Source organism: Enterobacter cloacae complex sp. P16RS2 (assembly GCF_014982155.1).
GTDB classification, from domain to species: Bacteria; Pseudomonadota; Gammaproteobacteria; order Enterobacterales; family Enterobacteriaceae; genus Enterobacter; species Enterobacter cloacae_M.
Genome location: NZ_JADCKW010000014.1, coordinates 25,369 through 40,233, shown reverse-complemented (window position 1 = coordinate 40,233; position 14,865 = coordinate 25,369). Strand labels below are relative to the sequence as shown.

Annotated in this window: 13 protein-coding genes; 7 read left to right on the top strand and 6 right to left on the bottom strand. The window is 60.1% G+C overall.

Going from position 1 to position 14,865, the window contains the following annotated elements; genetic code table 11:
* The first annotated feature begins 140 nt into the window (after positions 1-140).
* A complete protein-coding gene (locus INF68_RS10000; protein ID WP_126786004.1) occupies positions 141-743 on the top strand; it encodes a hypothetical protein in 603 nt (200 codons plus the stop codon).
* Between the two features lie 27 nt (positions 744-770).
* On the opposite strand, the gene nfsB is transcribed toward INF68_RS10000, so the two are convergent.
* The 3 genes from nfsB to INF68_RS09985 form a co-directional block, all read right to left on the bottom strand.
* Positions 771-1,424 carry an oxygen-insensitive NAD(P)H nitroreductase gene (nfsB, locus tag INF68_RS09995; RefSeq protein ID WP_047061288.1) on the bottom strand — a complete coding sequence of 218 codons (654 nt, stop codon included), beginning with the start codon at positions 1,422-1,424 and terminating at the stop codon, positions 771-773.
* A gap of 120 nt (positions 1,425-1,544) precedes the next feature.
* Complete coding sequence (locus INF68_RS09990; protein ID WP_109844928.1) at positions 1,545-1,913, bottom strand: MmcQ/YjbR family DNA-binding protein; 369 nt, start codon at positions 1,911-1,913, stop codon at positions 1,545-1,547.
* Positions 1,903-2,493: a TetR/AcrR family transcriptional regulator gene (locus tag INF68_RS09985; RefSeq protein ID WP_039264021.1), complete on the bottom strand. Its 591-nt coding sequence runs from the start codon at positions 2,491-2,493 to the stop codon at positions 1,903-1,905. The genes INF68_RS09990 and INF68_RS09985 overlap by 11 nt, the downstream gene beginning before the upstream one ends.
* A gap of 190 nt (positions 2,494-2,683) precedes the next feature.
* Between INF68_RS09985 and INF68_RS09980 the strand changes: the two genes are divergently transcribed.
* Both INF68_RS09980 and INF68_RS09975 read left to right on the top strand, forming a co-directional pair.
* Entirely contained in the window at positions 2,684-3,787 is a 1,104-nt protein-coding gene (locus tag INF68_RS09980; RefSeq protein ID WP_126786003.1) for an MBL fold metallo-hydrolase, read from the top strand.
* 32 nt (positions 3,788-3,819) lie between these two features.
* The gene (locus tag INF68_RS09975; RefSeq protein WP_047650664.1) at positions 3,820-4,161 is read left to right on the top strand and encodes a RamA family antibiotic efflux transcriptional regulator; all 342 of its coding nucleotides are present in this window, start codon (positions 3,820-3,822) and stop codon (positions 4,159-4,161) included.
* Between the two features lie 57 nt (positions 4,162-4,218).
* On the opposite strand, the gene INF68_RS09970 is transcribed toward INF68_RS09975, so the two are convergent.
* A complete protein-coding gene (locus INF68_RS09970; RefSeq protein WP_013097677.1) occupies positions 4,219-4,467 on the bottom strand; it encodes a DUF1158 domain-containing protein in 249 nt (82 codons plus the stop codon).
* Positions 4,468-4,955: 488 nt separating this feature from the next.
* On the opposite strand from INF68_RS09970, the gene INF68_RS09965 reads away from it, so the two are divergent.
* The 3 genes from INF68_RS09965 (at position 4,956) to INF68_RS09955 (ending at position 12,002) form a co-directional block, all read left to right on the top strand.
* Positions 4,956-7,664 carry a cation-transporting P-type ATPase gene (locus tag INF68_RS09965; RefSeq protein ID WP_126786002.1) on the top strand — a complete coding sequence of 903 codons (2,709 nt, stop codon included), beginning with the start codon at positions 4,956-4,958 and terminating at the stop codon, positions 7,662-7,664.
* A 108-nt stretch (positions 7,665-7,772) separates the two neighbouring features.
* Complete coding sequence (locus INF68_RS09960) at positions 7,773-8,837, top strand: efflux RND transporter periplasmic adaptor subunit (protein WP_126786001.1); 1,065 nt, start codon at positions 7,773-7,775, stop codon at positions 8,835-8,837.
* Between the two features lie 9 nt (positions 8,838-8,846).
* Positions 8,847-12,002, top strand: a complete 3,156-nt coding sequence (locus tag INF68_RS09955; RefSeq protein ID WP_126786000.1) for an efflux RND transporter permease subunit — start codon at positions 8,847-8,849, stop codon at positions 12,000-12,002.
* On the opposite strand, the gene INF68_RS09950 is transcribed toward INF68_RS09955, so the two are convergent.
* On the bottom strand, positions 11,932-13,053 hold the full coding sequence (locus tag INF68_RS09950) for a YbdK family carboxylate-amine ligase (protein WP_126785999.1): 1,122 nt from the start codon (positions 13,051-13,053) through the stop codon (positions 11,932-11,934). The genes INF68_RS09955 and INF68_RS09950 overlap by 71 nt on opposite strands.
* 105 nt (positions 13,054-13,158) lie before the next feature.
* Here INF68_RS09950 and INF68_RS09945 point away from each other — a divergent pair, with 105 nt between their 5' ends.
* Positions 13,159-14,049: an oxidoreductase gene (locus INF68_RS09945; RefSeq protein WP_126785998.1), complete on the top strand. Its 891-nt coding sequence runs from the start codon at positions 13,159-13,161 to the stop codon at positions 14,047-14,049.
* On the opposite strand, the gene INF68_RS09940 is transcribed toward INF68_RS09945, so the two are convergent.
* The gene (locus tag INF68_RS09940) at positions 14,046-14,840 is read right to left on the bottom strand and encodes a helix-turn-helix domain-containing protein (RefSeq protein WP_126785997.1); all 795 of its coding nucleotides are present in this window, start codon (positions 14,838-14,840) and stop codon (positions 14,046-14,048) included. The two genes, INF68_RS09945 and INF68_RS09940, sit on opposite strands and share 4 nt — an antisense overlap.
* Positions 14,841-14,865: the final 25 nt, after the last annotated feature.

The following is a 14,865-nucleotide window of genomic DNA, read 5'->3' as shown; positions in this document are numbered from 1 at the left end:
ACGGTTTCAGGGAATAAGCGCCGAATCTGCTAAGTGGAGGAGACCGGTGTAATGTTGGGTTTAACGTAAACCCATCGACTGAATCGACATCATTTCGACGAGGTGTTAAGTCGTTTATACTCTCGCCATGAGCAACCACCATGTCGCCACTGATGATTGATTCCGCAGATTTCAGCCAAAAATTAGGCCTTATCTCCCGAAACGTCGAACATACCGAAGCGTTTCTTGCGCGGAGTACGGTGGATTTTCATCTGCCCGGATTTATGCTGCCTGTGGGATATCGCCTGTTAAAATCGCGATACGGCGATGAATACCGTCTCGTGACCACCGAGGACGGAAAACCCTATACGGCGTATGCGGTAAAGTTGACGTTTCATAAAGAAATTACATTCCCCCACGGGGCTGCGACACAGGTCATGGTGTGGCGTACGCCACGCGCTGTCCATCAGCGGGTAATAAGTGGATTACCCCAATCTTTCTTCCAGTGGGTGCTAAGCGAATACGACATTGTGGTCTCTGACAGCGAACAGACTGGCGACGGACAGCGGTTTTGGTTACGTATGATCGACTGGGCGTTCAGTATGAATTATCAGATAAGCGTGGCGGACGGTACGGTAGGCGAAGAGTGGCACTTAACACCGGTGAGTTCATACGCCGAGCTGGAAGAGCGCTGGATTGCGTTTGCCTGGGGATACGATCGCGATGTCCATCCACATCGCAGGTTAGTCATCAGTAAAGCGTAACGGGCCGCACAGAGCGGCCCGTGTTGATTAGCACTCTGTCACAATCGTGCTCAGCGGCAGGCGAGATTTCGGCAGCGTGGCGTTGAAATCTTCCACGCTGTGGTGCCCAACCGGTACCACCACCAGGCTGGTAAAGCCTTTCTCTTTCAGGCCAAATTCTTCGTCGAGGATCGCGGCGTCGAAACCTTCAATCGGTACCGCGTCCAGGCCCATCGCGCCCACGCCCAGCAGGAAGTTTCCGACGTTAAGGTAAACCTGCTTCGCCATCCACTGGTCGTCATCTTTCAGATCCACGCGGTGCATGTCGGCGAAATAGGTGCGGCCCTTGTGGTTTGCGGCTTTGGCTTCCGGCGTGTTGAAACGGCCATCGGCCTCTTCCTGATCCACGACGCGCTCCAGCCAGGCGTCATCCAGCGCGGTTTTCGCGCAGAACACTACCACGTGGGAAGCATCCAGCATTTTGCGTTCGTTGAACACATAGGTGCCCGCGGCGGATTTTGCCACGCGCGCTTTTCCTTCCTCGGTGCTGGCTACAATGAAGTGCCACGGCTGGGAGTTGGTGCTGGACGGGCTGTACTGCAGCAGGGTTTTGATTTTTTCCGCTTCTTCCGCGGTCAGTTTTTTGCTTGCGTCGAACGCCTTGGTAGAGTGGCGTTTCAGGGCGACAGAAATGATATCCATAACAACTCCTGGTGATGAAATTCGCCCGCTCGCGGGCGCGAAAGGAAAGCAGATTACAGCGGGACGCGGAAAAAGATAAGTGCAATTCGAGCGCTTAATCTGTTCGTCTCAGACGAACAATCAGACCGGCCGGATCCACTTCTGGTCTTTTTTCGGCAGCTTATCCACCACCAGATTCCAGGAATCCGCTATCAGGTCGGCGACCAGTTCAGGTGTGATGTCGTCAGTGCCGTAAAGCGAAATCCAGTGTTTTTTATTGAGGTGATAGCCCGGCTCAACGCCGCGATAAATTTGCTGATTTAACAAGGATTTTTCTGGGTCTGACTTGAGGCTGACGTGCGGTCGTCCGCGTACGGTGGCCATCAGCATAAAAATTTTCCCGCCCACCTTAAACACGTCGTACTCGGGGCCGAACGGCCAGCAGTGTTCGGTGAACGGCAGCTCCAGCGCCACGCGTTTTGCGTGCTCCTGCAAGGATTTACTGTCCATCGCTCTCTTCCTGGGCAAGCCCGCGCCACATCACCTCAAAGCCGAGCGCTTTAAAATCAACGGCACGGGAAGGGTCGCGAGTGGCAAATTCCATCGTAGATTCGGCCAGCGATAAGAAAAGCGCATCGCCAAACGTTTTAAATTCATCTGACATAAACACCTGACGCACCGAGCGGCGGCACAGTTCATGGAGTTCCGGGAACATCTCTTTCACCGCCTGTTCCGTTTCGGCGCTCAGCTTTTCACTGACGCCGATCTGGCGGATAGCCGCATGAGAAACGGGGTTACGAATACCCCAGTCCACGTAGCTGTTCCAGATATTGCGGGTATGTTCTTTGGGCAGCGTGATGGTGCGATCGAGGTTTGCCAGCATGGCCTGGCAGAGATCCTGCTTCAGGTGCAGATAGAGGGCATTCAGCAGATCGTCTTTAGTGGGAAAGTAGCGAAACAGGGTCCCTTCGGCGACGCCCGCGTTACGGGCGATTAACGACGTTGAGGCGGCAATACCTGACTGTGCGAACGCCACCGTTGCGGCTTCCAGTAAGGCCTGTTTTTTATCTTCACTCTTCGGACGTGCCACTAAATTTTTCCCCCTGTCAATTATAAAAACCCTGATTGAAACACGTGCTTTGACACGCTGCAACGCGGAATGTCAAAGATCGAAAACGTCTTGACGACTTTATCATCATATCTATAATGAGTGCTTACTCACTCATAATCAAGTTTACCCCGCGCAAACTATCGGATGGGGCGCGTTTTCGGGTCTGGATATGAACAAACCTCTCTTCATCTGCGTGGTGTTAATCATGATTATTGCTTCAGCTGCGAGTTTACCGTTTGTACTGAATGCCGGATTCGGCCAGCCGCCGCAGGGTGAGCAGCTCACTGAAGTGGAGGCCTCTCCCCAGTATCGCGACGGGAAATTCCACAATACGCTGCCAACGCCGGGCTATAACGGCGACAAAAACATGCTGGTCGCGACGTGGGATTTTCTGACCAAAAAAACCGAAAACGCGCGCCCGGCCCAGCCGCTGCCGCTGGTGAAAACCGATCTTGCGAGCCTGCCGCTGGAGGAGGACACCCTGGTGTGGCTCGGCCACTCCTCGTGGTACCTGCAGCTCGCGGGCAAACGCATCCTGATTGACCCGGTGCTCAGCAACTATGCCGCGCCGTTCTCGTTTCTGAATAAAGCCTTTGCCGGGGAGTATCCGTGGCGCGCTGAAAGCATGCCGGAAATCGACCTGCTGATTATCTCGCACGATCACTACGATCATCTGGATTACGCCACCATCAGGGCGCTACTGCCGAAGGTGAAGCGCGTGGTGACGCCGCTGGGCGTGGGATCTCATCTGCGCTACTGGGGGATGAAGCCTGAGATTATTGCCGAGCGCGACTGGAACCAGTCGGTACGCATCAGCGATGAACTGACGGTGCACGTTCTGCCGGCGCGTCACTTCTCCGGGCGCGGCATCAAGCGCGATCGAACCCTGTGGGGCAGCTTTATGTTCGTCACGCCAGAGCAGAAGGTTTATTACAGCGGGGACTCCGGCTACGGCCCGCACTTTAAGGCCATCGGCGAGCAGTTTGATGGCGTTGATGTCGCCATCATGGAAAACGGCCAGTACGACCAGGACTGGAAGTATATCCACATGCTCCCGGAGGAAACGGCGCAGGCCTCGGTGGATCTGAACGCGAAAGCCGTGGTGCCCGGGCATAACGGACGCTTCGTGCTGGCGAAACATACGTGGAACGATCCGCTGATCCAGCTGGCTAAAGCCAGCAAGGATAAAAACTATCGGCTACTGACGCCGGCGCTGGGCGATCCCGTCCGGGTGAATGACGCCACGCAAACCTTTCGCGCGTGGTGGGAATAATGTTTAAGCGAGAAGCAGAGGGGGACAGCAGCATGACCATTTCCGCTCAAGTCATCGACACTATCGTCGAATGGATCGACGACAATCTGCACCAGCCGTTACGTATAGAAGAGATTGCCCGCCACGCGGGCTACTCGAAGTGGCACCTGCAGCGGCTGTTTATGCAGTACAAAGGGGAGAGTCTGGGGCGTTATATCCGTGAACGCAAGCTGCTGCTGGCGGCGCGCGATCTGCGTGAATCCGACGCTCGGGTGTACGACATCTGCCTGCGTTACGGGTTTGACTCGCAGCAGACGTTTACCCGTATCTTCACCCGCACGTTCAACCAGCCGCCTGGTGCGTACCGCAAGGAGAACCACAGTCGGACGCATTGAACGCAAACCAAAACAAGCCGGGTCAGGCGAAGCCGCCACCCGGCTTTTTTTATGGGCTTACGACGCCAGTGAAAACCAGCGGCGCCAGACGAAACGCAGGACGAAGAATTCGATGGCACCCAGCAGTAAAAACCACACGCAGAACAGAATGGTGTAAAGCTGGTTCAGATCGACCATGTGAAAGGTCTGAACCAGCTTCTGCGCCAGCACCAGACCCAGCGACGGCGCGGGTAACAGCAGGCAGGAGAGCAGGGCCAGCAATAAAATGCCGCCTGCCGTAAGCAGCGATTCTAACGGGTGTTTCATCGTAATGTTAATCGTCAGTTAAAAATGTCATTGTCCGGCATCCCGGAACGTAAAGCAATATAAACCCGTCCATCCGATTTCAGGAAAATAAACGCCGTTATCTGCGCGTTAATCGCAGAAATAAAATAATATTCTGCAGGCAATTAAATTAATATCGCGTTGTGTCAATAAATGTCTGCGTTACGAAAATAATTTTACAAATGTATAAGTGCTATAACCAATTAACGCGGCAATAACAATGGCTGCGATAATGTATAACGCCAGGCGACGCCCGCGATAAATACCAAACATGGTTCCCCCTCGTTTAATGTTGGTTTAGAAATATTTTGTAAAAATCAGGTCATCGAAATAGTTTTAATCAGTTTTGAATAACCATGAAGTCATTATATTGCGGTAGATCAATTTTACCCGCAAGACTTTAAAATGAATTTATTTATGCCCGAAAGGAATTCAGGCTTCTTTTCACCGGATATTGAAGGAAAAATACGATGACCGAGAAAAAATTATCCCCAAACGTGCCGCCTTCCGGCGGGCTGGCATATCAGCAGACCACAGAGCAGGTGCTTGCTCACATGAAGAGCCAGGCCAGCGGTCTGGATCGTGCAGAGGCGCAGGCGCGTCTGCAAAAACATGGCCCCAATGCGCTGCCGGAGAAAAAAGGCAAACCTGCCTGGCTGCGTTTTTTGGCCCATTTTAATGATGTGCTGATTTATGTCCTGCTGGCCGCCGCCGTATTAACGGCAATCATGGGCCACTGGGTGGATACGCTGGTTATTCTGGGCGTGGCGGTAATCAATGCTTTAATTGGTCATATCCAGGAAAGCAACGCGGAAAAATCCCTGAAGAGTATTCGCAATATGCTCTCCAGCGAGGCGCGCGTTATTCGTAACGGCACTCACGAAACTATACCTACAACTGAAATAGTTCCGGGCGATATTATTGTATTACGCGCCGGAGATCGTATTCCGGCGGATATGCGTTTAATCGAAGCGCATAATTTACGCGTGGAAGAGGCGATTCTGACCGGTGAATCCACCGTGGTGGATAAACACGTTAATCCGTTGAGCGGTGAACTGCCGCTGGGCGACCGCACCAATATGGTCTTCTCCGGGACGACCGTAAGCGCGGGCGGCGGCGTAGGCGTGGTCACCGCGACCGGTAAGGATACGGAGCTTGGCCACATCAACCAGATGATGGCGGGCATCGAAAAGCACCGCACGCCGCTGCTGGTGCAGATGGACAAGCTGGGTAAAGCGATCTTCGCCATTATCCTGGCGATGATGGCCGCGCTGTTTGTCTTCAGCCTGGCGTTCCGCGAGATCCCGATGGGCGAGCTGCTGCTCTCCCTGATTAGCCTGGCGGTGGCCTCCGTGCCGGAAGGCCTGCCGGCGATTATCTCCATCATCCTCTCCCTGGGCGTGCAGGCGATGGCGCGCAAGCGGGCGATTATCCGCAAGCTGCCGACGGTTGAAACCCTGGGTGCGATGACCGTGGTCTGCTCGGATAAAACCGGCACCCTGACCATGAACGAGATGACGGTTAAAGCCATTATCACCGCTGACGCCTGCTACCGCGTGGACGGCAACAGCTACGAGCCGGTGGGCAACATCTACCTGGACGGCAGCGATGAGCCGGTTCACATCCAGCCAGGCACCGTTCTGGAGCACTACCTGCGCACCATCGACCTGTGTAACGACAGCCAGCTGATTCAGGACGAGCGCGGCCTGTGGGGCATCACCGGTGGGCCGACCGAGGGCGCGCTGAAGGTGCTGGCGGCGAAGGCCAGCCTTGAGCCGGTCATGACCACGCTGGTTAACAAGATCCCGTTCGACTCGCAGTACAAGTACATGAGCACCCACTACCAGATTGGCGGTGAGGAGCAGATCCTGATCACCGGCGCGCCGGACGTCATTTTCGCCCTGTGTGCCGAGCAGCAGACCCGCAACGGCGTGGAAGCCTTCAACCGCGCGTACTGGGAAAGCGAGATGGAGCGCTATGCGCGTCAGGGGCTGCGTATGGTCGCCGCGGCGTTCAAGCCGGCGAACGGTGAGCAGGAACTTACGCACGACGACCTGAGCCACGGCCTGATCTTCCTCGGTATCGCCGGGATGATGGATCCGCCGCGTCCGGAAGCCATTGATGCGATTAACGCCTGCCAGCAGGCGGGGATCCGCGTGAAGATGATCACCGGGGATCACCCGCAGACGGCGATGAGCATCGGCCAGATGCTGGGGATCACCAACAGCGAGCAGGCGGTCACCGGCTACGAGCTGGAGAAAATGGACGACGCCGCGCTGGCGGAAGCGGCTGTGAAGTATGACATCTTCGCCCGTACCAGCCCGGAGCATAAGCTGCGCCTGGTGAAAGCGCTGCAGGACAAAGGCGAAATCGTCGGCATGACCGGTGACGGCGTGAACGATGCCCCGGCGCTGCGTCAGGCTGACGTCGGCATCGCGATGGGCATCAAGGGCACGGAAGTGACCAAAGAGGCGGCGGACATGGTCCTGACGGACGATAACTTCGCCACCATCGCCAGCGCGGTGAAAGAGGGGCGTCGCGTTTACGACAACCTGAAGAAGACCATCCTGTTCATCATGCCGACCAACCTCGCGCAGGGTCTGCTGATTGTGATTGCGCTGCTGGCGGGAAACATCATTCCGCTGACGCCGGTGCTGATTCTGTGGATGAACATGGCCACCTCCGCCACGCTCTCCTTCGGCCTGGCCTTTGAGGCCGCCGAGCGCAATATCATGCGCCGTCCGCCGCGTCAGACCGGGCAGCACGTGATGGACGCCTACGCCGTGTGGCGCGTGGCCTTCGTCGGCACCATGATTGCCATTGCCGCCTTTGCGCTGGAAGCCTGGCTGGCCCCGCGCGGCCACAGCGCGGAGTTCATCCGCACCGTGCTGCTGCAGATGCTGGTCTGCGCCCAGTGGGTGTACATGATTAACTGCCGCAACACCGAAGGGTTCTCCCTGAACCGCGGCCTGCTGGCGAACAAAGGGATCTGGCTGGTGACGGGCGTGCTGTTCCTGCTCCAGGCGGCGATTATCTACCTGCCGTTGATGCAGATGTTGTTCGGCACCGAAGCCCTGCCGCTGCGCTACTGGTTTGTGACTCTGGCGGTGGCGGGCGTGATGTTCTTCGTCGTCGAAATCGAGAAGCGACTGACCCGCAGGTTCCGTCAGGCTGCATAACCTTTTGCCCTCACCCTAACCCTCTCCCACAGGGAGAGGGGACTCTGACCTCCCTCTCCCTGTGGGAGAGGGCCGGGGTGAGGGGAGAAACAACGCTGAGGTACTCCCATGAAACTCCCACTCCTGTTCGCACTTCTCGCCTGCACCCTGCAACCCGTATTCGCCGCCGCCATCCCCGTTCGCGTCGCCACCGTGGAGCAGACCGCCCACGCCGCCGAGCGCCAGATCCCTGGCCGCATCGAAGCCATCCACACCGTTGAGCTGCGCGCGCGCACCGAAGGCGCGATCGCCAAAATCCACTTCCGCGACGGGCAGTACGTGAAAAAAGGCGACCTGCTGTTCGAGCTGGACGACGCCGAGCCGCGCGCCGCCCTGCGCGTGGCGCAGGCCGAGGTAAGAAGCGCCGAAGCCACGCTGCGCCAGGCGCAGCAGCAGCTTTCCCGCTTTGAAAGCCTGGGCAGCAGCAACGCCATCAGCCGTCACGACGTGGACAACGCCCGCATGCAGCGGGACGTGGCGAGCGCCGCGCTGGAGCAGGCAAAAGCCCGGCTCGAAACCCGTAATGTCACTCTGAACTACACCCGCATCACCTCACCGATTGACGGTCGCGTAGGGCACAGCCGGTTCCACGTCGGCAGCCTGGTCAACCCTGCCAGCGGCGTGCTGGTGGAGGTGGTGCAGCTCGATCCCATCCGCATCGCCTTTGCTCTGGAAGAGGGCGCATTTGCCACCAAAGCCGGACAGCATGCGGATATCAGCGCCATGAAGCAGGCCTGGCAGGCGTTCATTTACAGCAACGGCCAGCGCGTCAGCGGCGAGCTCACCTCAGTGGACAACCGCATCGATCCGCGCACCGCCAGCGTGATGCTGCGCGCCGAGTTTGCCAACCCGCGCCACCAGCTGTTGCCCGGCGGTAGCGTGAACGTGACGCTGCGCCCGGCCAGCGAGCTGTCGGTTCTGACCCTACCCGCGGCGGCGGTCCAGCAGAACGGCGACGGGTTCTTTGCCTGGGTGGTTAACGCCGACGGAAAAGCCGAAATGCGCCCGCTGAAGGTCGTCGGACAGATCGGCCAGCAGTTCCGGATTTCAACCGGCGTGAAGTCCGGTGAGCGAGCGATTACTGACGGTGCGGAGCGCGTGCAGACCGGCGCTGCTGTCCAGATACTGAATTAAGGAGCCATCATGCTGACGTTTTTCATCAAACGCCCGCGCTTCGCGATGGTGATTGCGCTGGTCATCACCCTGCTGGGGGCCATTGCGCTGAGGATTATCCCGGTGGAGCAGTACCCGCAGATCGCGCCGCCGGTAGTGAATGTGTCTGCCAGCTGGCCGGGCGCCAGCTCGGCTGACGTGGCGGAGGCTATCGCCACGCCGCTTGAGACGCAGCTGAACGGCGTGGATCACATGCTCTACATGGAGTCCACCAGCTCGGACGAAGGTTCGTACAGCCTGAACATCACCTTCGCGGCGGGCACCGATCCGGACCTCGCCGCCATCGACGTGCAGAACCGCGTCTCGCAGGCTGTGGCGCAGCTCCCGACCGAGGCACAGCAAAACGGCGTGCAGGTGCGCAAGCGCGCCACCAACCTGATGATGGGGGTAAGTCTTTACTCACCGAACAACACCCATACGCCGCTGTTCGTCAGCAACTACGCCAGCACCCAGGTGCGCGAGGCGCTGTCCCGCCTGCCGGGCGTCGGGCAGGTGCAGATGTTTGGCGCGCGCGACTACAGCATGCGCATCTGGCTGCGTCCGGACCGCATGAACGCCCTGAACGTCACCACCGACGACGTGGCGCAGGCGCTGCGCGAGCAGAACGTGCAGGGGGCGGCAGGCCAGGTCGGTACGCCGCCGGTGTTTAACGGCCAGCAGCAGACCTTGACCATCAACGGCCTGGGACGCTTAAGCCAGGCCGAAGACTTTGCCGATATCATCATCCGCGCGGGCGAGATGGGCCAGCTGGTGCGCCTGAAGGACGTCGCAACCATCGAGCTCGGCTCGCGCAGCTACAGCTCCGGCGCGCAGCTGAACGGGCACGACTCCGCCTATCTCGGCATCTACCCGACGCCGTCCGCCAACGCCCTGCGCGTGGCCGACGCGGTGCGCGCGGAGCTGGATCGCCTCTCGACGCGCTTCCCGGACGACCTGGTCTACGAGGTGAAATTCGACACCACCTCATTTGTTGCGGCCACGATTAAAGAGATCGGCGTCTCGCTGGCGCTCACCCTGCTGGCGGTGGTGGTCGTGGTGTCCCTGTTCCTGCAAAGCTGGCGCGCGACGCTGATTGTCGCGCTCGCCATTCCGGTATCGCTGGTGGGCACCTTCGCTGTGCTCTACACGCTCGGCTACTCCGCCAACACGCTCAGCCTGTTCGCCATTATTCTGGCGCTGACCATGGTGGTGGATGACGCCATCGTGGTGGTGGAGAGCGTCGAAACGCTGATGGCGGAAGGGCAGAGCCGCACGGCGGCGACCGCGCTGGCGCTGCGCCAGATCGCCGGGCCGGTCATCGCCACGACGCTGGTGCTGCTGGCGGTGTTTATGCCGGTAGCGATGCTGCCGGGGATTGTCGGCGAGCTGTACCGCCAGTTCGCGGTGACGCTCTCGACCGCCGTGACGCTCTCAAGCCTGGTAGCGCTGACCCTGACGCCCGCCCTGTGCGCGATGCTGCTGCGTCCGCGCCCGGCGCAGCCCGCAGCGATTTTCCGTGGGTTCAACCGGGGGCTGGAGGCCACGCGTGGCGTCTACACCCGCATCGTGACTATCTTCAACCTTCGCCCGTGGCTGGCGCTGCTGGCCACCGCAGGCGCGGCGGCCGTGGTGGCGTTCAGCTTTACGTCGATGCCTAAAAGCTTCCTGCCGCAGGAGGATCAGGGCTACTTCTTTGCCAGCGTTCAGCTGCCGGAGGCGGCCTCGCTGGAGCGCACCGAAGCGGTGATGAACACGGCACGCGAACTCATCGCTAAAAATCCGGCGGTGGAGGACGTGATTCAGGTCTCCGGATTTAACATTCTCAACGGCACCAGCGCCTCCAACGGCGGGTTTATCTCCATCATGCTCAAAGACTGGAGCGAGCGTCCGCCGCTGGATGAGGTGATGGGTACCCTGCAGCGCCAGCTGCTGGCCCTGCCGGAAGCGACCATCATGACCTTCGCGCCGCCGACGCTGCCGGGGCTGGGCAACGCCTCCGGCTTCGACCTGCGCATACAGGCGCAGGCGGCGCAGAGCCCGGCAGAGCTGGAGCGCGTGACGCGTGAAGTGCTGGCGAAAGCCAACCAGCATCCGCAGCTGAGCCGCGTGTTCACCACCTGGAGCAGCAACGTGCCGCAGCTGACGCTGACCGTTGACCGCGAGCGCGCCGCGCGCCTCGACGTGCCGGTGTCGCGCATCTTCAGCAGCCTGCAAACTGCCTTTGGCGGCACGCGCGCCGGGGATTTCAGCGTCAACAACCGCGTCTACCACGTAGTGATGCAGAACGAGATGCAGTGGCGCGAGCGCGCCGAGCAGATCGGCGAGCTGTTCGTGCGCAGCAACAGCGGCGAGCGGGTGCGCCTGAGCAATCTCGTCACCATTACGCCGACCGTCGGCGCGCCGTTCCTGCAGCAGTACAACCAGTTCCCGTCCGTGTCGGTGAGCGGCTCGGCGGCGGAAGGAGTGAGCAGCAGCACCGCGATGGCGGCGATGGGCGAGATTCTGACGGAAAACTTGCCAGCCGGGTACGACTATGCCTGGAGCGGCATGTCGTATCAGGAGCAGCAGGCCGGCAATCAGGCGATATGGATTGTTCTGGCGGCGGTGGTGATGGCGTGGCTGTTCCTTGTTGCCCAGTACGAGAGCTGGACGCTCCCGGCGAGCGTGATGCTCTCGGTGCTTTTCGCCATCGGCGGGGCGCTGGTCTGGCTGTGGTTGGCGGGCTACGCCAACGACGTGTACGTGCAGATTGGTCTGGTGCTGTTGATAGCCCTTGCCGCCAAGAACGCGATCCTGATCGTGGAGTTCGCCCGCGCGCGGCGCATGGACGGAATGGCGATTGTCGATGCCGCGCGGGAAGGGGCATCGCGCCGCTTCCGCGCGGTGATGATGACCGCCGTGTCGTTCATTATCGGCGTATTGCCCATGATGCTGGCGACCGGGGCGGGTGCCCAGAGCCGCCGCATCATCGGCACCACGGTGTTCAGCGGCATGCTGGTGGCGACCGTGGTGGGGATTGTGTTTATCCCCGCGCTGTTCGTGTTGTTCCAGCGCCTGCGCGAGTGGGGCCACGGACTTACGGACTCGTCGCCCACAGCTCGCAGTGCTTCTGAACCAGAGAAATCAGCGAGCCACCGTCGGCGATAAACTCCCGCATGCGCTGCGCCTCGCTCTTGCCCTGCTTTAACAGCAGGGCAATTTCATTGATTGCGCTCGTTGCGCTGAGTTTCTCGGCCGACGGCGCAACCTGCTCCAGCAGCCACGCAATGTCTTCCGCCACGGTTTTGTGCTCGCCGGTGTGCACGTCCGTCAGGATCCCCTCCAGCCCGTAGCGACAGGCCTGAAAACGGTTAAAGCGGTACAGCAGAAAATCCCGTTCCTGATGCTTATAGGGCCGCGCGGTCAGCAGCCAGTGCGAGGTCGCCTGGATAAGCCCGGCGATGTTAATCGCGTGGCCGAGCGTCAGCGGCGTATCCATCACTCGCACCTCGACGGTGCCGAAGTGCGGGCTGGGGCGGATGTCCCAGTGCAGATCCTTAATGCTGTCGATCATGCTGGTGGAACTCAGGCGGCGGAACAGCCCCTCGAACTCTTGCCAGCTGTTGACCCACGGCATCTGGCCGTTATCCGGAAATCCCGAGAAGATGTTGAGCCGCGACGAGGAGAACTTCGTGTCCGTGCCCTGCATATACGGCGAGGCGGCCGCCAGGGCGATAAAGTGCGGCACGAAGCGCGACAGGCCGTGCAGCAGGTAAATCGCGTCGTCCCCGGTCCGGCAGCCGACGTGCACGTGCTGGCCGAATACCGTCGCCTGCAAAATCAGGTAGCCAAAGCGCTCCAGCGTGACGTTATAGCGCTCGTCGTCGCACACCTCCTGACGCTGCCACTTCTGGAACGGGTGCGTCCCGCCGCCGCAGATCTGGATATGCTGCTCCGCCGCCGCGCGCAGGATGCTCTGCTGCATCACCGAGAACTGCGCCGCCGCCTGGTCGATGTTCTGGCATACGCCGGTGGCGATTTCGAGCATGCTTTCGGTGATGTCGTGTTTGACCTCGCCGCCTTTGATGTCGTCTTTGACGGCGGCGATAAGCGCGGAGGAGTCCTGGCTCAGATCGTATCCCGGCGGGTTAACCACCTGCAGTTCGAGCTCGATGCCAAGGGTGAAAGGTTCAGAGGACTTGAAATCGGGTAAAGGCATGGCGCACTCCGTTGTCTGTTGTGTGTTGAGTATAGACAACGACGTGGCGCTCACTTTTCAGGATGGTATAACTGTTAGCAGGCTTAGCGAAAAGGGGAGTTAACCATGTCTGACAATCCAACCATTGCGCTGATTGGGCCTGGCGCAATTGGGACCACCATCGCAGCGGTGCTGCATGACGCGGGCCGCACGCCGCTGCTGTGCGGGCGCACCGCGCACGCGGAATTACGCCTGCGCCATGACGAGGGGGAAACGGTGGTGCCCGGTCCGGTATTAACCGATCCGGCCGTCATCACGCGCCCCGTCGATCTCGTTTTTGTTGCGGTAAAAACGACGCAAAATGCCGACAGCGCCGGGTGGCTGCGGGCCCTGTGCGATGAAAACACCGTGGTCTGCGCCCTGCAAAACGGCGTGGAGCAAAAAGCCCAGCTTGAGCCGTGGGTAAACGGCGCGACGGTGCTGCCGTCGGTGGTGTGGTTCCCGGCCCAGCGCGAGCCGGATGCCTCCGTCTGGCTGCGGGCGAAGCCGCGCCTGACGCTGCCGGACGTGCCGCAGGCGCAGCGGGTGGTGGAGGCGCTTCGCGGTACGCGCTGCGCGGTTGAGCTCTCGGCAGATTTCGCCACCGTCGCCTGGCGCAAGCTTCTGCAAAACGCGGTCGCCGGGCTGATGGTGCTTTCCAACCGCCGCGCCGGGATGTTCAGGCGCGAGGATATCAGCGAGCTTGCGCTGGCCTACCTGCGCGAGGGGCTTGCCGTTGCCCGCGCCGAAGGGGCGAAGCTGGACGATGCAGTGGCGCAGGAGATCCTGGCGAACTTCCAGCGTGCGCCTGAGGACCTGGGCACCTCGATCCTGGCCGACCGTCAGGCCGATCGCCCGATGGAGTGGGATATCCGCAACGGCGTGATCCAGCGCTACGGCCTCAAACACGGTATTGCGGTGCCCATCAGCGACGTGGTGGTGCCGCTGCTGGCGGCAGGGAGCGAGGGGCCGGGCTAACGGCCGCTGTTTTTCCGTTCGGCAAAGTAGTGGGCGGGCGTGCTGCCCATCGCTTTTCGGAACATGGTGATAAACGCATTCACCGATTCGTACCCGAGCGTTGTCGCCACGTTCTGGACGGGCACGCCGCTTGCCAGCTCCCGCAGGGCAATAATCAAATGCAGCTGCTGGCGCCATCGCCCGAAGCTCAGCCCGGTTTCGCGCTGCATCAGGCGGGCAAACGAGCGCTCGCTGAGGGCGAGCCGTTTCGCCCACTCCTTCAGGGTGCTTCTGTCCTCAGGGCGGCTGACCAGCGCGTCCGCCATGGCGCGAATTTTCGGATCGGTTGAGACCGGCAGGCTTAGCTTCTGCTGCGGCATGCTGGCGAGCTCGTCAAGCGTGACCCGGGTCAGCCTCGCGACGTGGCCGTCGGCGGGATAATCCACGCCTTCGCGCGTCAGACGATCGACCAGCTCCTTAATCAGCGGCGAGATCGCCAGCGTGCAGCATTTTTCCGGCAGCGCCGCCGCGCCGGGCTCAATAAACAAATAGTTGAGATGCGCGTTCCAGGTCGCTTTGGCGCTGTGCGGGATCCCGCCGGGGATCCAGACGGCGCAGTCCGGCGGCACGATCCAGATATCATTCTCCGCGTAACAGCTAACCGCGCCGTATCGGGCAATAATCAGCTGGCCCTTGCGGTGGGTATGCACCGGCACTTCCGCGGCGTAGTCCATGAAGTCCAGATGACACGCCACCGCCGGGCTGGCGGTAGAGTCGGGGTCATACAGCGTAGTAGCAGGTTGAGGCTTCACGATTCTGGCAATATTTAGGTATTTT